Here is a 20399-nt window from a genome sequence, read left to right as displayed (position 1 = left end):
CGAGGAGTACTTCCATGTCCCCAGTCCGCCGTGTCCTCGTCCTGGGCGCCGGCCTCGCGCTCCTGGCCGCCTGCAGTCCCGCCCCCGCGCCGTCCGCGTCGGACTCCTCCGGAGCGGCAGCGGCGTCGATCACCGAACTCGACTACTACGCCGACGAACAGGGTTCGGCCGCGTGGCAGAAGATCCTCGACACCTGCTCCGCGCAGACCGGGGTCAAGGTGCAGCGGCAGAAGGTGCCGACCGACCAGATGCTGCCGAAGATCCTGCAGGGAGCCAGTTCCAAGTCCCTGCCGAACCTGCTGTTCACCGACAACCCCACGCTGCAGCAGATCGCCGCGACGGGCGCGCTGACGCCGCTGACCGACTACGGCATCAGCACCGACGGCTACTACCCCAGCATCGTCAAGGCCGGCACCTACCAGGACAAGGTCTACGGCCTCGCGCCCGGCGTGAACGGCCTCGCGCTGGTGTACAACAAGGACCAGCTCGCCGCGGCCGGAGTGGAACCGCCGAAAACCTGGGACGACCTCAAGGCCGCCGCCGCGAAGCTCACCAAGGCCGGCAAGTACGGCCTCGCCTTCTCCGCGATCCCGTCCGAGGAAGGCGCCTGGCAGTATCTTCCGTTCTTCTGGAGCAACGGCGCCGATCTGTCCCGAGTGGACTCTCCGGAAGCCGTTCAGGCCCTCCAGTACCTGACGGACCTGGTGAACTCCGGTTCGGCGTCGAAGTCCGTGGTCAGCTGGAACCAGAACGACGTGGCCGACCAGTTCGTCGCGGGCAACGCGGCGATGATGATCAACGGCTCGTGGAACCTCGCCCGCCTCGACGAGCAGAAGTCGCTGCACTACGGCGTGGTGACGATCCCGGTGCCGCACGCGGGCGGCAAGCCGGTGGTCGCGCTCGGCGGCGAGGTCGGCGCGATCCCGGCCACCGGCGGCGCGGGCCAGCAGGCCGCGGGCAAGGTGCTGTCCTGCGTCCTGTCCGAACCGGTCATGGTGCAGTGGAGCAAGGCCCACGCCTACGTCCCGTCGAAGACCGCGGTCGCCGAGAAGTTCGCCGCGAGCCAGCCGGAGATGCAGGCCTTCGTCAACGAGGTCGACACCGCGCGGTCCCGCACCGCCGAACTCGGCGAGAAGTACCCGAAGGTCTCCCAGGCGCTGGCCGACGCCCTGCAGGCCGCGCTGACCGGCAAGCAGCCGCCCGAGCAGGCGCTCAAGACCGCGCAGCAAGCGAGCGGGTCGTGACCCTCGCCGCCGCCCGTCCGGCCGCCGCGGCGCGCCCGGTCCGCCGCCCGCGCCGCGGCAACTGGGCAGCGCTCGGCTTCCTGCTCCCGGCACTGGCCTACGTGGGGCTGTTCTTCGGCTACCCCTTGGTCGCCAATGTCGTGATGAGCACCCAGGACTACACGGTCAAGTCGTTCTACACCGGACAGGCGCCGTTCGTCGGCCTCGACAATTACGCCGCGGTGCTGAGCAATCCCCTGTTCCCGGCCACGGCGCTGAACACCGTGCTGTTCACGGTCGGCTCGCTGGTCTTCCAGTTCACCATCGGCCTGGCGCTGGCGGTGTTCTTCAACGGCCGCTTCCTCGGCAGCGCGCTGCTGCGTTCGCTGCTCCTGCTGCCCTGGCTGCTGCCGCTGGTGGTCAGCGGCGCGGTGTGGGGGTGGATGTTCGACACCGACCACGGCGTGCTCAACGCCGGCCTGCGCGCGCTCGGGTTCGACCCGGTGCCGTGGCTGACCGGGACCGGCTGGGCGCTGCCCGCGGTGATCCTCGCCAACATCTGGATCGGCATCCCGTTCAACCTCGTCATCCTGCACGGCGGGCTGCGGGCCGTCCCGGCTTCGCTGTACGAGGCCGCCGAACTCGACGGAGCCGGGCCCTGGCAGCGGTTCCGGCACGTCACGTGGCCGCTGCTGCGGCCGGTCACCGGCATCGTGCTGATGCTGGGGCTGGTCTACACGATCAAGGTGTTCGACGTGATCATGGTGATCACCGGCGGCGGCCCGGCCAACGCGACACAGACGCTCACCACCTGGTCCTACCGGCTGTCCTTCCACGACTTCGCGTTCGGCCAGGGCGCCGCGGTGGGCAACATCCTGATCGTCGTCGCCACGCTGTTCGGCTTCCTCTACCTTCGCTCGGCGAAGGCGACGCTCTCGGAGACGGCCGCATGACCGCCCGCAACTGGCTCCGCACCGTGCTCGGCGTCGTCATCGTCGCCGTCCTGCTGTTCCCGCTGTACTGGATGGTCAACGCCTCCTTGCAGCCGAGCGGCGCGCTGCTGCGCCCGGACCCGGCGTTCTTCCCGGTCGGCGGCACCCTCGACGGATACCGGAAGGCCCTCGCCACGCAGGGGCCGAACCTGGCGTCCAGCATCGTCGTCGCGGCGGGCACGGTGCTGGTGTCGCTGGTCGTGGCCGCCCCGGCGGCCTACGCGCTGGCGCAGCTGAAACTGCGCGGCGGGCCGGTCCTGGTGTTCGTGCTGCTGATCGTGCAGATGATCCCCGGCATCGTGATGGCCAACGCGCTCTACACCGTGTTCAGCAATCTCGGCCTGATCGACAACTACCTCGGACTGGTGCTCGCCGACTCCACCGCGACCATCCCGTTCGCCATCCTGCTGCTGCGCGCGTTCATGATCTCCGTGCCGAAGGAACTCGCCGAGGCGTCCCGGGTGGACGGAGCCGGGTACTGGCGCACGTTCTTTTCGATCATCCTCCCGGTCAGCCGCAACGCGCTGGTCACCGCCGGGCTGTTCTCGTTCCTGTTCGCCTGGGCGGATTTCCTCTTCGCCGTCACCCTCACCACCGGGCAGTCGTTCGAGCCCATCACGGTCGGCATCTACCGCTTCGTCGGCAACCAGTCCGCCGACTGGAACGGGGTCATGGCCACCGCCGTGCTCGCCGCGATCCCCGCGGCGGTGCTGCTCGTCGTCGCCCAGCGCTACGTGGTCGCCGGGCTGACCAGCGGCGCCGTCAAAGACTGACCTTCCGGACAAGGAGACCTCCCGCATGATCACCGTGGCCGACGACGGCCGGGCCCTCGAAGTCGCAGTGCGGCACGAAGTCCTGCGCATCGAACCGTGGGGAGCGAGCAGCGTCCGCGTCCGCGCGGCACAGCACGCGATCCGCGACGACATCCCCGGCGCGCTGATTCCCCCGAAACCGGTGCCGGTGCATGTGACGTGCCAAGACCGCACCGCCTCGCTCGTCAACGGAGCGATCACCGCGGAGGTGACGATCGCCGGCACCGACACCGGGATAGACGCCCAGCTGCGGTTCGTCCGCACCGGCACCGGCGAGGAACTGCTTTCCGAGCAGCGCGCGCATTTCTGGTGGCCCGGCGCGCGGCTGTTCATGCCCGCCGACAACGGGTACGGCAGGCTCGAGCAGCGGTTCGCCGCGTACGAGGACGAGCGGATCTTCGGGCTGGGCCAGCGGACCCACGGCCGGCTCGACCAGAAGGGCCTGGTGCTCGATCTGGTGCAGCGCAACGCCGAGGTGTCCGTCCCGTTCCTGCTGTCCAGCCGCGGTTACGGGTTCCTGTGGAACTCGCCCGCGGTCGGCCGGGTGGAGCTGGCGGGCAACGGCACCCGCTGGGTCGCCGACCAAGCCCGGCAGATCGACTACTGGATCACGACCGGAGCGAACCCGCGGGAGATCCTCAGCCGCTACGCCGACGCCACCGGGCACGTTCCCCTGCTGCCGGAGTGGGCGTCCGGCTTCTGGCAGTCGAAGCTGCGCTACCGCACCCAGGACGAACTGCTGGCGGTCGCGCGGGAGTACCGCGAGCGCGGGCTGCCGCTGTCGGTCATCGTCGCCGACTTCTTCCACTGGACCCATCTCGGCGACTGGAAGTTCGACCCGGCGGAATGGCCGGACCCCGCCGCGATGATCCGCGAACTGGACGAGCTCGGGGTCAAGCTGATGGTCTCGGTCTGGCCGAGCGTCAGCCCGCTGTCGGAGAACTACCGCGAACTGCACGAACGCGGGCTCCTCGTCGGCACGCGGACCGGCGTGCCCGCCCACGCGCCGTGGAACGACAAGGGGTTCGGCACCGAAATGCCGGTCTCCTTCTACGACCCGACGAACCCGGCCGCCCGCGAGTACGTCTGGGCGAAGATCAAGCAGAACTACTACGACCTCGGCGTGCGGGCCTGGTGGCTGGACGGCGACGAACCCGAACTGCAGCCCGGGCATCCGCAGAACCTCAGCTTCCACGCCGGTCCGGGCGCCGAGGTGGTGGGCCTGTACCCGCAGGCCAACGCCCGGACCTTCCACGACGGCATCCGCGCCGAAGGCGACGAGGAGATCGTCCTGCTCAGCCGGTCCGCGTGGGCGGGCAGCCAGCGCTACGGCACCGCGGTCTGGTCCGGCGACATCCCCGCCACCTGGGACGGGCTGCGCGCGCAGGTCCGCGCCGGGCTCAACCTCGCGGTGGCCGGGATCCCGTGGTGGACCACCGACATCGGCGGCTTCCACGGCGGCGACCCGGATTCGCCGGACTACCGCGAGCTGATGGTCCGGTGGTTCCAGTACGGCGTGTTCTGCCCGCTGTTCCGGCTGCACGGTTTCCGCGATCCCCGTCCCGCGTTCGGCCCGGAGATGACCGGCGGCCCCAACGAAGCCTGGTCCTACGGCGAGGAGGCGCTCGGGTTCATCGAGCAGTCGCTCCGGCTGCGCGAACGGATCCGGCCGTACCTGATGGCCCAGATGCGCGTCGCGCACGAGGAGGGCGTGCCGCCGATGCGGCCGCTGTTCGTCGACTTCCCCGACGACCCCGAAAGCTGGCGGCGGGACACGGAATTCCTCCTCGGCCCGGACGTGCTGGTCGCCCCCGTGCTCGAGCCGGGAGCCGCCGGGCGCGAGGTCTACCTGCCGCGGGGCGCGGACTGGACCGAAACCGGCACCGGGCGGCGCCATCCCGGCGGGACCGCGGTCGAGGCCGCCGCGCCGCCGGACCGGATCCCGGTGTTCCTCCGCGACGGCGCCCGCGTGCCGATCCTCCCCGAGTGACCGGAGGACCGGGCGGCGGTCCCGCCCGGTCCCCGCCCGCCTAGCCGACGACCGCGCCGGTCTTCGGGTCGAGCTTCAACGGCTTCGCGTCCGGATGCGCGAAGTCGAACATCCCGGTCAACGGGGCCGCCAGCACGTCGAACGACCCTCCGCCGACCCGGCCCAGATGCCAGTTGTCCTCGACGAACCGCAGCACCGACGTCTGGTCCGTCATCGTGTGGTCGACGTGGTTCACCTTGCTGTACGGCGAAATCACCAGCAACGGCAGCCGCGGGCCGTACCCGCAGCGATCCGCGGACCCGCCGAGCTTCACCGGCTTCGACGTGCACACCGAAGCGTCCTGCGCCGGGTCGTGCGAGCCGTTGACGATCTTCGGCGCTACGTGGTCGTACCAGCCGTCCGAATCGTCGTACGCCAGCACGATCGCGGTGTCCTTCCACTGCGGCGAGGCCTGGATCCGGTTGATCTCGTCGGCGACGAAGGCCTGCTCGTCCAACGGGTCCGAGTAGCCCGCGTGCCCGTCCTGGTACTCCGGTGCTTTCAGGAAGCTCACCGCGGGCATGACCCCCGCGGCGAGAGCGTCGTTGAAGTCCCGCACGTCGTACTGGTGGTTCGCCTGGTCCTGCTGGCCCACGGCGTGCACCGAAGACGGCGGGAGGTGCTTCCGGTTGGCGGTCGACTGGTAGTACTGGAACGGTTCGTGGTGCGGGCTGTAGTCGACGGACGCCTGACCGCCCACGTTCGCGTGTTTCGTCCCGCAGACGGCGTACCCGTTCGCCTCGCCAGTGGGCCGGAACCCGCCCTCGAACCAGCCCCAGGTGACGCCGCGCGCGTTCAGCAGGTCGCCGACGTTGCGGCCCTGGAACGCGCCGAGGTTGTCGGTCGCGGTGTGGTTCTTGTCCGAGCAGTCGTCGAACGCCGGGTCCGGGTCGGTGATCATCGTGCCGACGCCGTGCGAGTCCGGCGAGGCCGCAGTCTGCGGGTCGACCTTCGGCTCGCCGGTGACCGAATCCACCGGCTGCAGGCCGTGCGTCTGGCCGGAGACGAGGTTGATCGCGCCGGGGCTGGACGGGCCGAAGACCGTGTTGAAGGAGTTGTCGTTCAGCGCGTAATGCTGGGCGTAGTTCCACATCGCGGTGACGGTGTTGCCGTCGAAGTAGTTCATCACCAGGCCGGGCTCGCCGAACAGCACCGGTTGCCCGGTGCACTTGTCCTTCTCGGTGTACTCGACGAACTTGTCCATCTTGCCGCCGTCGAACGCGGCCTGTTCCTTCTTGTAGTCGTGCGCCTGGTCGCAGGTGAGCGCCTGGTCCGGGCTCAGCCGCTTCGGGTTGTAGGCGTTCGGGTTGTGCTGCAGCAGCTCCGGCGTGAGGCCGTTGACCTTCGGAGTGCCGGGCGCGGCGTGGAACGGGGTGCCGTTTTCATTGGTGGCGTTCGGATAGGTGCCGAAGTAGTGGTCGAAGGAGATGTTCTCGCCGAAGATCACCACGACGTGCTTGATCGGCGTCGAGGTCGTGAACGTCTCGGCGGCGATCGCGTGCGCCGGCGCCGAGGTCGACGCCGAACTGCTCGCGCACGCCGCGGCCAGCGCCGCGGTCGCCGCCAGCGCGGCTGCCGCGGTGGCCCGCTTCCTGGTTCGCTTCACTGCAGAACTCCTTCGCATCAACCCAGCATCAACCCAGCACTGCCCGGCCGTAGTGGTCGGCCGGATCCGTCACGCCCGGGAACAGGTGGAAGTACCCGCCCCCGAACGGCGAGACGTAGTCGGTGAGCGGCTCCCCGGCGAGCCGCTTCTGCACGGCCTCGAACTGCTGCTCGAGGTCGCGCTGGTAGCAGGTGAAGACGAGGCCCATGTCGAGGTTGCCGTTCGAGTCCACGCCGCGGTCGTAGTTGACCGCGCGGCGCAGGATCCGCTGTCCGTCCGTCTGCGGCGTGCGCGGGTTCGCGAGCCGGATGTGGCTGGTCAGCGGGATGACCGTGCCGATCGGGTCCTCGGCGTAGCGCGGCACGTCCTGTTCGGCCGCGCCGTCGAGCGGCGCACCGGTGTCGCGGCGGCGGCCGATCATGTTCTCCTGCTCCGACAGCGACACCCGGTCCCAGAACTCGACCAGCATCCGGATCAGCCGGACGACCTGGTAGCTGCCGCCGTCGTCCGTCCACACGAGACTGTCCGCTTCGGACGGTCCGGGATTCGCCGTGCCGTCCTTGAACCCCAGCAGGTTGCGGGGTGTCCCGGCCGGACGCGGAGGCGAAGTGAATCCGTCGATCTTCCAGCGCAACTGCATCCCGCCGCGGGTCGATCGGGCGATGTCGCGCAACGCGTGCAGCACGGTGTCCGGTTCGGCGGCGTTGAGCACGAGGCTCAGGTCGCCGTGACACCATTGCGGATCGAGCGCGTCGTCCGGGAACGTCGGCATCTGCTTGAGCTTCGGCGGTTTGCGCGCGGCGAGCCCGTACCGGTCGTCGAACAGCGAGGCGCCCGCGCCGACGAGCACGGACAGCTGACCTTCCGGGACTTCGGGACCGAGGACGCCGGAATCCGCGGGCGGCCCGGTGATCCCGACCGAGGCGGGCGCGCCGCCGCTGGTGAGGAACCGCGCGCGGGCGGTGAGCTGCTTGAGCAGGTCGATGAGCTCGGCGCGGTTCTCGGCGACAACGTCGAATGCGGCGACGACCGAATGCCTCGCTGGCTCCGCCAGCACGGCCGTCTGCCGGGGACCGTGGAACGGCACCGCTCCGCCGGCCGCCGTCGCGCTTCCGGACAGGCCGACCAGGCCCGCGCCCGCTCCGGCGGCCGCAGCTCCGCGCAGGAAGGCTCGCCGCCCCAGGGTCACGACGTCCTCCTCGGCTCCGCGATCGCCGCCACCGGAGCCAAGCGTTCGGTCAGCTCCGCGACATCGGCGTTGACCCGCTGCCGTTGTTTCCGATCAAGCGCCGGGAGCGGTTTCCCGGCGGCTGCTTGGAGATCCCGATCAGTGCGCGCGATCCAGGCATCGAGGTCCTTCAGGCCCGGGAACCGAGTAACCAGCAAGGGACGCAACACATCGAGCACCGCACGCGTCCCAGCAAGATTCGCGCGTGCGGTCGCCAGGTTTGAGCCGCTGCCGTAGTCGGTGCGGCCGGTCAGCTCGAACTGGAGGGTGTTCTCCATGATTTCGTGCGCGCGCAGGCCGAGGTCGTTCTCGTTGATCTGGGCGTCGGCGAACGACGTGCGCAGCTTCTGGACCGCTTGGCCGAGCTGGTCGGCGACCGGGCTGAGCGCGGGCATCGGTTCGTTGTGCCACAAGCCGTTCTCGAGACGGTGGAAGCCGGTGAAGCCCGGGTCGGCAGCTCCGGCGGGAAGCCCGGCGGTCGTGCCGTTGATGGCTCGGTCCGAATCGCCGAAGGCGTTGTAGGCGGCGCCGAGCCGTTCGTAGGTGAGGTGGGCGGTGAGCCAGGCCTGTTGCGCCGCACCGCGATTGCCCGAACGGACGGCTTGCGCCAGCGCGGCGGTCTGGCCGGCGAGCGTGCCGAGGCCGTCGGCGACGTAGGCGTGGTACTGCTTGAGCGGCCCGAGCAAATCCGCGTTGGTCACGGGCACCACCGCGGGTCCTGGCCGAGCCGCGCCACCGGTGACCTGCACGGTAGGGCCGACGAACGGGGTGCCGTCCTCGGGTACGCAGCGCAGGGCGTACGCGCCGTTGCCGAAGTTCACCGGCAACGCGCGCGTCGTGCCGGGGCCGACGCCTTCCAGTTCCCCGAAGACCGTGCCGGTGGCCGGGTCGACGAGGTCGATTTCCATCGTGACGGCGGCGTTGTTGCGGACCTGGAGGGTCTGCGGCCCGGCCGGCGGCGCGGTCCAGCCGTCGCCGCAGGCCGAGCGCGAAACCTCGACCGGACCGGGCTGGGCGGGCGAGCCGGAGCAGCCGGCGAGCACCGCGGTCCCGAAGAGCACCGCGGCCGCGCCGAACCCGCCCGCCCAGCGCCGCACGTCAACTCCCCTCAGGTGAACTTCTGGCGGACACTTTCACCGATCCGCCCGGCGCTGACAAGAGGGTTGTGCCGTTATGCCCGGTTCCGGGCCGAAGATCAACCGATCAGCCCTTCGCGGCCGAAGTGAAGGGCTGCCGGTCCGGCTGGAACACCTGGCCGTCGGCGGGCACCTTCAAGTCGATCAGGTACGCCGCGGCCGCGTCGTCCACGCCCCGCGCGCTGCCGAGGATGCAGTGGCCGAACGCGTCGACCGACAGCAGCCGCGAGTTGCCCAGCTCCTCGGCCATCCGCCGGCCGAACCGGTACCGGGTGGCCGGATCGTAGAAGTTGCTGACGACGAGCACCGGCGTCGCGGTGTTCGCCCGCCACGGACCGCGGTACGGGTCGGACGTCTTCGCGGCCGGCCACACCGGACAGGCGGCGATGTCGGAGAACACCTGGTAGCGGCCGAACGTCGGCGATTCGCGGTCCGCCTTGGCCGCGATCCCCGGCACCTCCTCCTGCCGGATCCGCATCGGCTTGTCCGCGCAGTTCACCGCGAAATACGAGTCGTCGCCGGTGTAGGGGCTGTCCGGGACGAGGTCGAGCAGACCGCCGCGGCCCGCGGACAGGAGGCCCTTCCGCGCGGACTGGGCCTGGAGCGACGGGTGCAGCACCGTATACGCCTGCTGCAAGCCCTCCGCCAGTTCGCTGAAGGAATCCGGCGAATACAGCGCGCCCGACACCGCGCCGGTCAGCGCGCCGAGGTCGAGCTTCGCGCCGCCAGGCAACGTGATCGGGTCGGTGCGCACGTGTTCGCGCAGCTCGTCGAACTTCGCCCGCGGGTCGCCCGCGCTGAACGCGCACTTGTCGCCTGCTTCGGCGCAGCGCTTGAGGAAACCGTCGAGCGCGATCTCGAAGCCCTGTGCCCGCGCGAGGTCGTAGGTGACGCCGTCGTTGGTGCGCAGCTGCGGGTCGACGTTCCCGTCGATCACGATCGCCCGCGTCTGCTTCGGGAACATCGCCGCGTAGGTGGACCCGACGAGGGTGCCGTACGAGAACCCGGTGTAGGTCAGCTGCTTGTCGCCGACCGCGGCGCGCAGCTGGTCGAGATCGCGCACGACGTCACGGGTGGACATGTGGTCGAGCAGCGCTCCCGCGTTGCGGCGGCAGAACTGGCCGTAGTCTCGGTACGCCGCGAGCGTGCCGGAGATTTCCTTGCGCGACAACGGAACCGGGACCATCTGGCTCTGCACGTCCGCGGCGTCCTCGGCGGTGGTGAAACAGCGCAGCGGATTGCTGGCCCCGACGCCGCGCGGGTCGAACCCGACGAGGTCGAAGCGGTCCAGCACCTGCGGGCGGAAGTAGCGGTCGCCCGCGATCGGCATCCGCAGCCCGGACCCGCCGGGACCACCCGGGTTGAGGAACAGCGACCCGATCCGCTGGCCGGGGACCTTGGCGGCGCGCTTCATCAGCGCGATGTCGATGCTGCCGAGCGACGCGTCGTCGTGGTCGATCGGCACGCGATAGAGCGAGCAGCTGTACAGCTTCAGCTGATCGGCCGGGACGCCGCGCAGCTGGTCCTTGGTGCAGTCCTCCCACTGGACCGGCGCGGTGCGCGCGATCTCCGCGGGTGCGGCTTGCTGCACCGCCGGGTCGGACGGCGCCGCCGCGGCTGTGCCCGCCAACCCGGTCAGCACGGTCGCGATCGCCGCGACCAATGCTCCGGTTCGTGCTCTTTTCGCTCCGCGCACGTGGAATCTCCCCTGGTTGCGCACCCGCCTGATTACGGGGCGTCACCGAGACTGGCACAATCCGGCCAAGCCGGGCACCGGCCAAAAGGAGGAAGTGCGGGTTCTGACGAGCGACAACGGCGCGGTGGCCGACGGGCTGCCCGGCTCGCCCGTCAGCCGCGAAAGAACGGCGAGAGCGTCACCGGGCCGGCAGTGGCCGCCCTGGACCGCCGAGGCGTGCCCGGCGGATTCCGTCGAATTCTTCGGCCGGGCGGCGGACAGCCTCGAACCAACCGGTCGCGCTCCACGACCACAGCGAGCGCTCAGCAGCGGGTCAGCACGAATACCGGCAGCTGCCGCCCCGCCGCTTCCCGTTCCATTTCGTACCCCGGCCAGAACTCGAGCAGTTCCGCCCACATCCGGTCGTACTCCGCGCCCTCCAGCTCCCGCGCCTTGACCTCGATCTCGCGACCGCGCAGCGCGATGGTCGCCTTCGGGTTGTCGCGCAGGTTGTGCGTCCACGCCGGGTTCTTCGGGCGGCCCCAGTTGGAGCCGGTGAGCACGAACTCGCTGCCGTGCGGGTAGTACAGCAAGTTCGTGCTCCGCGGCAGGCCGCTGCGGCGTCCGGTGGTGGTGAGCCGCAGCGACGGCAGCCCGGCCAGGCCGACCAGGCTGACCCGGCCGCCGAACCACCGGTGCAGCTGCCGGTCGGTCGCGATGACGGCGCGCGACGCGCCCATCAGCCGGGGCTGGGTGCCGAGCTTGCGGGCGAGCGCCGCGAGAGGGTTATGCACGCACTGATCTTGCCAAACTCACCCCGAAGCGCTCCTGTGAGTCTGTCCACCACCGCTCCAGCGCGAACCCGGCGGCGTTCAGTTCCGCCTCGACGCCGTCCGGCCGGAACTTCGCCGACACCTCGGTGCGGATGTGCTCGCCCTCGGCGAACGGCACGATCAGGTCCGCGCCGGGGATGCGCACCTCGATCCGGCGCCGGGCGCGCAGCCGCATTTCGATCCACTCGTGCTCGGCGTCCCAGTGCGCGACGTGGTCGAATTCGTCCGGGTCGAAGTCCGCGCCCAGTTCGGCGTTGATCACGCGCAGCACGTTGCGGTTGAACGCCGCGGTGACGCCTGCCGCGTCGTCGTAGGCCCGTTCCAGCGTTTCCGGGTCTTTCACCAGGTCGGTGCCGAGCAGCAGCCACTCCCCTTCGCCGAGCACGTCCCGCACCGAGCGCAGGAACTCGGCGCGTTCGCCGGGCAGGAAATTGCCGATCGTGCCGCCGAGGAAGGCGACGACCCGCGGCGCGGTGCCGGGCAGCAGCTGCAGGTGCTGGGTGAAGTCGCCGACCACCCCGCGCACCTCGAGCTTCGGGTAGTCCGCCGTGATCGCCGCGGCGGCTTCGGCGAGCGCGGATTCCGACACGTCCATCGGCACGAACGCCTCCAGCGTGCCGTGCGCGGTGAGCGCGTCCAGCAGCAGCCGGGTCTTCTCGCTCGACCCCGACCCCAGCTCCACGAGCGTGTGCGCGCCGGTCTGCCCGGCGACCTCGGCCGCCCGCCGCGCGAGCACCTCGCGCTCGCTGCGGGTCGGGTAGTACTCCGGCAGCGCGGTGATCTTCTCGAACAGCTTGCTGCCTTCGGCGTCGTAGAACCACTTGGGCGGCAACCACTTCTGATCCGCGGTGAGCCCCTCGCGCACGTCCGCGCGCAATTCGGCGGTCACGTCGCGGCGATGGCTCTCCAGGTCCGCTTCGGTCATCGGGCGGTGCTCCGTTCCAGGGTCAGGGGAAGAACGTCGACGCCGGCCGCGGTGGCGCGCACGGCGTGGCGGTCGGGCACGGCGGTCCAGGCCGGGTCCGGATCGCACGGCTCGGACGCCAGCACCACGCCGGTTTCGGTGCGGCGCACGGACAACGCGTGCGTCCAGGCGGTGCCGACGAGCAGTTCGCCGTCGGTGAGGAGAAGGTTCAGCCGCGAGCCAGGGGCGACCGCCTCGACGTCGCGCACGAGGCCGGTCACCGCTTCGAGCGGCTCCTCCCCCGCACGCAGCCGGGCGCGCAGCAACGCCCACAGCAGCGCGGAATCCGTCGGCGCTTCGAGCGTGAACAGCTCGGCGACGTCCAGCTGTCCGGCCAGCCCGCGCATCGAACCGGGCCAGCCGCGCACCACGCCGTTGTGGCTGAACAGCCACCGGCCCTCCGTGAACGGCGCGGCGGCCGCTTCGGTGACCGGCATGCCGGTGGTGCCGTTGCGCACCGCCGCGACGAACGCCGTGGTGCGCACCGAAGCGGCCAGCGCGGGCAGAGTCTGGTCGGTCCACAACGGCTCGCGGCGGCGGTAGCGCTGCGGCGGCGCACCCGGTTCCGGGTACCAGCCGAGGCCGAAGCCGTCGGCGTTCACCGAACCGCCGCCGCGCATGTCGAGCGGCGCGTACGACTGCACGAGCAGCGCGTGCGGCGCGGCGAACATCAGCTCCGCCGGGGACACCGGGGCGCCGAGATAGGCAATATGACGGCACATCCGGCTATCCCGCCTCGCCCGGGCGCGGATCGCGCGCGCACCGGAATCCGGAGAAGATCTGCCGCCGGATCGGGTAGTCCCAGTTGCGGAACGTGCCCCGGATCGCCGCCGCGTCGGTGCCGAACGACCCGCCGCGCAGGACCTTGTACTCCGGTCCGAAGAACACCTCCGAGTACTCCCGGTACGGGAACGCCGCGAAGCCCGGGTAGCCGTGGAAATCGGTGCTCGTCCACTCCCAGACGTCGCCGATCAGCTGGTGCACGCCCAGCGGCGACGCGCCGGCCGGATACGCGCCCGCCTCGGCCGGGCGCAGGTGGCGCTGCCCGAGGTTGGCGTGCTCGGCCGTCGGTTCCTCGTCGCCCCACGGGAATCGCCGCGACCGCCCGCTCGCCGAGTCGTGCCGGGCGGCCTTCTCCCACTCCGCCTCGGTGGGCAGCCGCTTGCCCGCCCAGCGCGCGTACGCGTCCGCCTCGTAATAAGAGACGTGCACGACCGGCTCGTTCTCCGGGACGCGCTCGCGCACGCCGAAGCGGGTGCGCCACCAGCCGTCCGGTTCGCGGTGCCAAAACCGGGGCGCGGTGATGTCGTGCTCCTGCCGGTACGCCCAGCCGGGCTCGCTCCAGAACCGCCGGTCGTGGTAACCGCCGGACTCCAGGAACTCGACGTACGCCCCGCAGGTGACCGGCGTGGTGTCGAGGACGAACGCGGGCACGTCGACCTCGTGCGCCGGGCGTTCGTTGTCCAGTGCCCACGGTTCGGCGGTGGTGCCCATGGTGAACCGGCCGCCGGGCACGAGCACCTCGGCGGGCAGCTTCCGGGCGGGCGCGCGCGGGGGCTCCGGGGCGTGCAGCACCGGTTCCCCCTTGCGCAGCTGGTGGGTGGCCAGCATGGTCTCGTCGTGCTGCTGTTCGTGCTGGGTGATCATGCCGAACGCGAACGCGCTCTCGGTGAGCCGCCTGCCCTCCAGCGGCGCGGTTTCCAAGACGTCGAACGCCTTTTCGCGAACTTCCTTCACGTAGGCCCGGGCCTCGGCCGGGCCGAGCAGCGGCAGCGCGGGACGGTCGGCGCGGGGGTGCTGGAAGGCGTCGTAGAGGTCGTCGATGTCCGGCCGCAGCGGCTCCCGTCCGCCGACGTCGCGGACCAGCCACAGTTCTTCCTGGCTGCCGATGTGCGCGAGGTCCCACACGAGCGGCGACATCAGTTTCGAATGCTGCCGCACGAGGTCTTCGTCGTCGACCGCGTCGGTGAGGGCCACGCTGCGTTCGCGCGCCCGGGTGAGGGCCGCGGCCGCGTGCGCCCGCAGGTCTTGCGGGCTCAGTTCCAGCAGCGGGTTCTGTTCGGGGATGGTGCTCATGGCTCCTGACTCCTCGAGTCCGGTTCGCCGGGCACCCGGCCCGGCGGTGTTCTCGGTCCTGCTCATCGGGATTGGCGCGGCACCCCGGCGGCCCGGGCGCGCAGCCCGGCGGCGAGCCGGGCCGCGGTGTCGCCGGGGAGCCCGGCGGCCGGGAGCTCGGCGATGCCCAGCTCCACCAGTTCGCTGGCGACCGCCGCCAGCTGCGTGTCGGCCATCCCGCGCCGGGCGGCGTCGTCCCAGCGGCCGGCCACCGGCGCGCACACCTCGCGCACTTTGTCCACAGTGGACTGATTCGCCAGCAGCGCGGTGACCAGCGCCACCGGAGCCAGCCATTCCCCCGGCGGCTGCCCGTCCAGGTATCTCAGCTCGAGATAGCCCCGCGGCCGCACCGGGGTGAACATCGTGGTGAGGTGGTAGTCGAGGTCGGCGACCGTCGGACGGCGCAGCACGGCGGCCGCGCCCCGGCCGCCGATCCACTCGGCGAAGGTCAGCCCCTCCGGCGCGTCCCACGGCCGTTCTCCGCGCGGGAGCACCATCAGCGGCGTGTCCATCATCCGGCGGGCCCATTCGCGTGCCGGGTCCGCGCCGGGCTCGGGCGACTGCGTGCGGACCGGCTCGGTTTCCCGCACCGCGAGCCAGCGCGCCGACGCGAATCCGGTGTCCGATCCGGCGTGCACGCGGGAATTCGCGAACAGCGCCAGCAGCGGCGGGCCCATCGCGTGCGCGGCCGCCCAGCGCGCGGCGACCTCGTGAGCCTCGCCCGCGTCCACGCAGATCTGCAGGCCCGCCGTACTGCACATCATGGTGATGCCGCCCGCCCCGATCGGGGCGAACCGGCGTTCCATGGCGGCGTAGCGGGGGGTGCGCAGAACGCGCCGGGGAGGGCGGTGCGCGTCGATGCCCGCGGCCCCGAGTTCGAGGCCGTGGCGGGCGAGAAGAGCGGTGAGATGAGCGAGATCGGCCTCCACAGCCGCGTGCAGCGCACGCAGCGAGGCCTGCGGCGGAGCGGAGATCTCCACCTGGCACCCGGGTTCCAGGCTCACCGGCGCGCCGGCCGGGAGCGGGACCGCGGGACTGTCGGGGCGCAGCGTCCGCGGGGTGTGCGGACCGAGCGCCGTGGCGAGGACGTCGGGGTCGAGGGGGCGGGCCGGGTCGCCGGAATGGTGCACGGTGAACTCCAGCTCCACGCCGAGCAGTCTCGGAGGGCCGTGCTTGAAACACACCGACGCGACGTACTGCTCCCCTTCCGCGCGGTCGGCAAGCACCCGCGCGGTCAGGTTCGCCGCACTCCCGGATCTGTCCGGAAAATCGTGCACTGCGGTCATCTGTCGCCGTCCGTTCAGGAGGTCCGCGGGGCCGGACCTCGTCGCTTCGCGACGCTACACGCGGGGTCCGACAAAAACAGGGCCGCGAAGCCCCGGCGACGACCGATAAGGAACTCGTAATCCAGGCTGACCTGGGAGTTCACCGAACGGATCATCCTCGCGGGGACAGCGGGCGCTGCTCCATCCGGGGCACCCCGCTCACGGCAAGGCGGGCTCGGTGCCCAGCCCCAGCTCGGCCGCGGCCTCCTGCACCGCGCCGATCACCAGGTGCAGCGCCGGGCGCCGGATCTCGGTGCGCCGGTAGGCGATCGACACCGTCCGCAGCAGCGGCGGGGCGAGCGCGACCACGTCGATCCCCGGCGGCCGCAGCAACCGCAGGCCGAGGTCCGACACCAGGGTGACGCCGAGCCCGGCGCCCACCATCGCCATCGCGGTCGACTGCTCCTCGACCTCGTGGTTGATCTTCGGCTGGAAACCGTGCCGCTGGCAGGCGATCCGGATCGCGCGGCCGAAATGGGACTTCGGGCTCGCGAGGATCCACGGGTGCTCGGCCAGCGCGTCGAGCGGCGCCGTGGCGGACGGCAGCGCGCCCGCCGGGACCGCCGCGTGCAGCCGCTCCACCGCCACGACCGCGCGCTCCAGCCCGTCGCTCAGCTCCATCGGGGCGTCTGAGTAGTCGATGACGAACGACAAGTCCAGCGTGCCGTCCCGGACCGCCTCCGCGGTCGCCTCCGGGGCCAGTTCCTTCGTCCGCACTTGGATTCCCGGGTAGTCGGCGGCAAGCGCGGTGAGCGCGGTCGGCAGCAGACCGGACGCGACCGACGCCCAGACGCCCGCGGTCAGCCGGGCGGACACCGAGCCCTGCGCCTCCTCCAGCGCGAGCGTCGCCCGCTCCACCGAGCTCAGGATGTCCTCTGCGTGCTCGGTGAGCAGCATGCCGAGTTCGGTCAGCTGCACCCGGCGGCCGAGCCGTTCGAACAGTTTCGCGCCGACGTCGCGTTCGAGCTGCGCGAGTTGCTGGGATACCGCCGAAGCGGTGTAATGCAACGCCACCGCGGCCGCGGTGACCGTGCCCCTGCGGTGCAGTTCCCGGAGCATCCTCAAGCGATGCAGCGAAAGCTCCATGTACGAACCCTAAACAACTTCGTGCACATTCGGTAAATGGACGCGGGCCCCGCTCCGGCCCCACCCTCGAAAGCAGGCGGCGAACAGCGCCGCCAAGGACTCGAGGAGGTGAGTGGCTCGATGGACCCGCGGATCGCCGAACCGCTGATGAAGCTCACGTGGACCGACCCCGTCACGGGTGCGCACGGCTACCTGGTCGTGCACAGCCTGGTCTCCGGCGTCGCCACGGGCGGCACGCGGATGCGCGCCGGCTGCACCGTCGACGAGGTGGCGGACCTCGCGCGCGGCATGGCCAACAAGACAGCCGCTTTCAACCTCCCGGTCGGCGGCGCGAAGGGCGGCATCGACTTCGACCCCAAGGACCCGCGCGCGACCGGCGTGCTCACCCGCTTCTGCGAGTTTCTGCGCCCGTGGCTGGACGCCAGCTGGGTGACCGCCGAGGACCTCGGCGTGCCGCAGCACCTCATCGACGAGGTTTTCGCGACGCTGGGGCTGGAGCAGTCGTACCACGCCGCGATCCGCCGCTCGGCCGATCCCGAACGCACGCTCCGCCGGGTGCAGGCCGGGCTCAACGCGCCGGTCCCGGGCGGGCAGCTGCTCGGCGACGTGATCGGCGGCTACGGCGTGGCGCAGGCTTGCCTCGGCGCGGCGAACACCTGGGGCTGGGGCATTGAGGAGACGACTGTCGCGATCCAGGGCATCGGCACGATGGGCGGCGGCGCGGCCTGGTACCTGCACGAGGCGGGGATGAAGGTCGTCGCGGTCGCGGACGCCGCGGGGACGTTGTACGACCCCGAGGGCCTGGATGTGCCCGCACTGCTCGAGCTGCGCGACCGGTTCGGGGAGGTCGATCGCGCGCGGTTGCCGGAGGGGGTCCAGTCGCTGCCGCGCGAGGCGGTGGTGGCGGCTGACGCGGACATCTTCGTGCCGGCGGCGATTTCGTACGCGTTGCGGGTGGACAACGAGAATCTGGTCAAGGCCAAGGTGGTCGTGGAGGCGGCCAACGCGGCTACGACTCCGGAGGCCGAGGCGGCGCTGTCGGCGCGTGGGGTCGCGGTGATCCCGGACTTCATCGCCAACGCCGGGGCTGCGGCTTGGGCTTGGTGGCTGCTCCTCGGGGAGGTCGGGGCGGATCCGGCCGATTCCTTCTTGCGGCTCCGGACGGAGATGCAGGCCAAGGTGGCGCTGGTGTTGGCGGAGTGGCATTTGGACCGGGTTCCGCCGCGGGTCACGGCGTTGCAGCAGGCTGAGGCGGTGCGGGAGGCGCGGACCGCGGAGGCGCTCAGTCCGCAGGGGGCTCCTGTGCTGATGATTCCGTGAGCGGTGGGGTGGCTCGTCGCCTGTCGGCGACATCGCAGGTGGGTGTGTGCGTGGGGCACCCCGAAGCCTGAGTGTGCTGACGGTCTGGGGGTGCTTGTCAAGGCGGGAAAGATGCCTTGACAAGCACCCCCAGACCGCAGGGAGGCTTCGTATCGGGGTGCGGGGGTGGTGTGGGTGCCTGGATCTGTTGAGTGGGTTGGCTGCGGTTTTGGCGGTGAGTCGGCGCGGGCTGGGGAAGGTCGGCTGCGGTTCGCGGCCGGGGCTGGCGCCCCGATGCCGCGTTCGGTGTGTCGCCGAAACGCTTGCGGGTCGTGAAGGGCTCCTTCAGGGAATCCACGTCCGTGAAGGGCCCCTTCACGGACGGGTGGCGAATTTGTCCGTCGCGCCGATCAGGGCTTCTTCCATCGAGGGGACGGCGGTGGTGTGGCCCGCGCCGCTGACGAGGATCAGTTCTGCGTCGGGAATCGCGCGTTCCAGGAGCCAGGGGGTGCCGACCAGGCTGCTCAGATCCAGGACGCCTTGCACCAGGACGACGGGGATTCCGGCCAGCCGATGTGCGTCGCGAAGGATGGCGCCGTCTTCCAGAAAGCAGCCTTGCGAAAAGTAGTGGGTGACCAGGCGGGCGAAGCCCAGGCGGAACCTCGGGTCGTCGAATTTCGGGGAGGGCGGGACGCCGGGCAGCATGGCGGTTTCCCAAGCGCACCAAGCTTGCGCGGCGGCCTCGTGGACTGCCGGGTCCGGGTCCGTCAGCAGGCGGCAGTAGGCCGCGGCCAGGTCGCCGTCTCGGTCGTTTTCCGGTACGCCTTCGCGGAATCGGGCGAAGGCCTCCGGGAACATTTCGCCCAGGCCGCCGGTCAGGTGGTCGATTTCGATCTGGCGGTCGGTGGCCAGGCCCATCATGACGATTTCGGTCACCCGCTCCGGATGCCGCACCGCGTAAGTCAGGCCTAGCACGCAGCCCCAGGAACCGCCGAAAAGCTGCCAGCGTTCGATTCCCAGTTTTTCCCGCAGCAATTCGAAATCGCTGATCAGGTGGCTGGCGGTGTTCGCCTTCAGCGCCTCGACACTGTCGCCCGCGTGCGGGGTGCTGCGGCCGCTGCCGCGCTGGTCCAGCAGGACAATCCGGTAGCGCTCCGGATCGAAGAACCGGCGCATTCCTTCGCTGCAGCCGGTTCCCGGGCCGCCGTGCAGGACCGCTACGGGTTTGCCGTCGGGGTCGCCGCAGGTTTCCCAGTACACCTGGTGCCCGTCGCCGACGTCGAGCATCCCGCTGTCGTACGGCTCGATTTCCGGATAGCGCACCGCGTTCCCCTCAGTTCAGGGTGCGCTCCAGAGCCCGCAGCGCACCGCAGAGTTCAGCCGGGCCGGCCGGCCCGATCCGGATTTCCGCGTCCGGCCCGGCCCCGACGGTGTAGCTCAGGTACCGGCCCCAGTCCGTGTCCGCGTAGTGCAATGGTTCTTCCAGCCGGACGTACCGGCCGACGTCGTCGCGCCGTCCCGCATACAGTTCTCCGCTGCCGTGCACCGGACGCTGCACCAGAGTTAGCACGTCCGACAGCACCGGGTCCAACGGAAAAGCGTCCTCGCCGCGCCGGGCGGCTTCGGTCAGGTCCGCGACGCGCACGCTGCGCACCTGCCCGCCGCCCGGGCCGACCGCCGGCAACTGTTCGACGAGCGTTTCCAGCACGCGCTCGCGGTCGATCTCCTGCACTCCGACGTGTTCGCCGTCCGACACCGCGAGCACCGCCTGCAATCCGCTCGCCGCGGCGAGCACGCCGTATGTGCGGTCGCCGGTCGCGACCCAGCCGTAGTACTCGACGACCGGGCGCACGAGCAGCGGCAGCCAGTCGAGGAAGTCCATCGTGGCCCGGCCGCGCGAGTCGACCAGTCCGGCCACCGCCAGCGCGTCGTCCACCCGTTTGGCCGCTTCGTCGCGCTCGGTTTCCGACAGCCACGCCGGATCCGGCCGCAGCGTCACGTGCAAGCGCCCCACCTGCTCGCGTTCGGCCAGCGCCGCGAGCGCTTCGACCGGGACGTCCACTCGTCCCGCCGGAT

17 protein-coding genes are annotated in these 20399 nt (G+C 70.9%); 5 read left to right on the top strand and 12 right to left on the bottom strand.

The genetic code is table 11. The features are described 5' to 3' along the window. Positions 1 to 14 precede the first annotated feature (14 nt). The 4 genes from H5411_RS25090 to H5411_RS25075 are packed head-to-tail and all read left to right on the top strand — an operon-like array spanning position 15 to position 5017. On the top strand, positions 15 to 1244 hold the full coding sequence (locus tag H5411_RS25090) for a sugar ABC transporter substrate-binding protein (RefSeq protein WP_183125220.1): 1230 nt from the start codon (positions 15 to 17) through the stop codon (positions 1242 to 1244). Further along, positions 1241 to 2176: a carbohydrate ABC transporter permease gene (locus H5411_RS25085; protein ID WP_183125219.1), complete on the top strand. Its 936-nt coding sequence runs from the start codon at positions 1241 to 1243 to the stop codon at positions 2174 to 2176. The genes H5411_RS25090 and H5411_RS25085 overlap by 4 nt, the downstream gene beginning before the upstream one ends. Then, complete coding sequence (locus H5411_RS25080; RefSeq protein ID WP_183125218.1) at positions 2173 to 2988, top strand: carbohydrate ABC transporter permease; 816 nt, start codon at positions 2173 to 2175, stop codon at positions 2986 to 2988. The genes H5411_RS25085 and H5411_RS25080 overlap by 4 nt, the downstream gene beginning before the upstream one ends. Before the next feature lie 25 nt (positions 2989 to 3013). Next, entirely contained in the window at positions 3014 to 5017 is a 2004-nt protein-coding gene (locus H5411_RS25075; protein ID WP_183125217.1) for a glycoside hydrolase family 31 protein, read from the top strand. Between the two features lie 40 nt (positions 5018 to 5057). On the opposite strand, the gene H5411_RS25070 is transcribed toward H5411_RS25075, so the two are convergent. The 10 genes from H5411_RS25070 to H5411_RS25025 form a co-directional block, all read right to left on the bottom strand. Continuing rightward, positions 5058 to 6680, bottom strand: a complete 1623-nt coding sequence (locus H5411_RS25070; RefSeq protein WP_183125216.1) for a phospholipase C — start codon at positions 6678 to 6680, stop codon at positions 5058 to 5060. Positions 6681 to 6690: 10 nt separating this feature from the next. Beyond that, entirely contained in the window at positions 6691 to 7851 is a 1161-nt protein-coding gene (locus tag H5411_RS25065; RefSeq protein ID WP_183125215.1) for a Dyp-type peroxidase, read from the bottom strand. Continuing rightward, on the bottom strand, positions 7848 to 8987 hold the full coding sequence (locus tag H5411_RS25060; RefSeq protein ID WP_183125214.1) for an EfeM/EfeO family lipoprotein: 1140 nt from the start codon (positions 8985 to 8987) through the stop codon (positions 7848 to 7850). The genes H5411_RS25065 and H5411_RS25060 overlap by 4 nt, the downstream gene beginning before the upstream one ends. Before the next feature lie 106 nt (positions 8988 to 9093). Beyond that, positions 9094 to 10722, bottom strand: coding sequence for an alpha/beta hydrolase (locus H5411_RS25055; protein WP_312878609.1), 1629 nt, complete (start codon positions 10720 to 10722; stop codon positions 9094 to 9096). 302 nt (positions 10723 to 11024) lie between these two features. Beyond that, positions 11025 to 11441 carry a nitroreductase family deazaflavin-dependent oxidoreductase gene (locus tag H5411_RS25050; RefSeq protein WP_220817422.1) on the bottom strand — a complete coding sequence of 139 codons (417 nt, stop codon included), beginning with the start codon at positions 11439 to 11441 and terminating at the stop codon, positions 11025 to 11027. 46 nt (positions 11442 to 11487) lie between these two features. Then, entirely contained in the window at positions 11488 to 12459 is a 972-nt protein-coding gene (gene egtD / locus H5411_RS25045; RefSeq protein WP_183125212.1) for an L-histidine N(alpha)-methyltransferase, read from the bottom strand. Continuing rightward, positions 12456 to 13220 carry an ergothioneine biosynthesis protein EgtC gene (gene egtC / locus H5411_RS25040; RefSeq protein ID WP_183125211.1) on the bottom strand — a complete coding sequence of 255 codons (765 nt, stop codon included), beginning with the start codon at positions 13218 to 13220 and terminating at the stop codon, positions 12456 to 12458. Before egtC ends, egtD begins: the two co-directional genes overlap by 4 nt. A gap of 4 nt (positions 13221 to 13224) precedes the next feature. Beyond that, positions 13225 to 14574 (bottom strand): ergothioneine biosynthesis protein EgtB, encoded by a 1350-nt coding sequence (gene egtB / locus H5411_RS25035; protein WP_183125210.1) that lies wholly within the window; start codon positions 14572 to 14574, stop codon positions 13225 to 13227. A gap of 62 nt (positions 14575 to 14636) precedes the next feature. Beyond that, a complete protein-coding gene (locus H5411_RS25030) occupies positions 14637 to 15899 on the bottom strand; it encodes a glutamate-cysteine ligase family protein (protein ID WP_183125209.1) in 1263 nt (420 codons plus the stop codon). A 198-nt stretch (positions 15900 to 16097) separates the two neighbouring features. Beyond that, the gene (locus H5411_RS25025) at positions 16098 to 17024 is read right to left on the bottom strand and encodes a LysR family transcriptional regulator (RefSeq protein WP_101439817.1); all 927 of its coding nucleotides are present in this window, start codon (positions 17022 to 17024) and stop codon (positions 16098 to 16100) included. A 120-nt stretch (positions 17025 to 17144) separates the two neighbouring features. On the opposite strand from H5411_RS25025, the gene H5411_RS25020 reads away from it, so the two are divergent. Next, entirely contained in the window at positions 17145 to 18344 is a 1200-nt protein-coding gene (locus H5411_RS25020) for a Glu/Leu/Phe/Val dehydrogenase dimerization domain-containing protein (RefSeq protein WP_101439816.1), read from the top strand. Between the two features lie 354 nt (positions 18345 to 18698). On the opposite strand, the gene pip is transcribed toward H5411_RS25020, so the two are convergent. Together pip and H5411_RS25010 are read right to left on the bottom strand one after the other, a co-directional pair. Next, positions 18699 to 19646 (bottom strand): prolyl aminopeptidase, encoded by a 948-nt coding sequence (gene pip, locus H5411_RS25015; protein WP_101439815.1) that lies wholly within the window; start codon positions 19644 to 19646, stop codon positions 18699 to 18701. 10 nt (positions 19647 to 19656) lie between these two features. Further along, on the bottom strand, positions 19657 to 20385 hold the full coding sequence (locus tag H5411_RS25010; protein WP_183125234.1) for an ESX secretion-associated protein EspG: 729 nt from the start codon (positions 20383 to 20385) through the stop codon (positions 19657 to 19659). Positions 20386 to 20399 lie beyond the last annotated feature (14 nt).

The sequence above is a fragment of the Amycolatopsis echigonensis genome, assembly GCF_014174495.1.
Taxonomy (GTDB): domain Bacteria; phylum Actinomycetota; class Actinomycetes; order Mycobacteriales; family Pseudonocardiaceae; genus Amycolatopsis; species Amycolatopsis echigonensis.
This window is presented reverse-complemented; position numbering and strand designations above follow the sequence as displayed.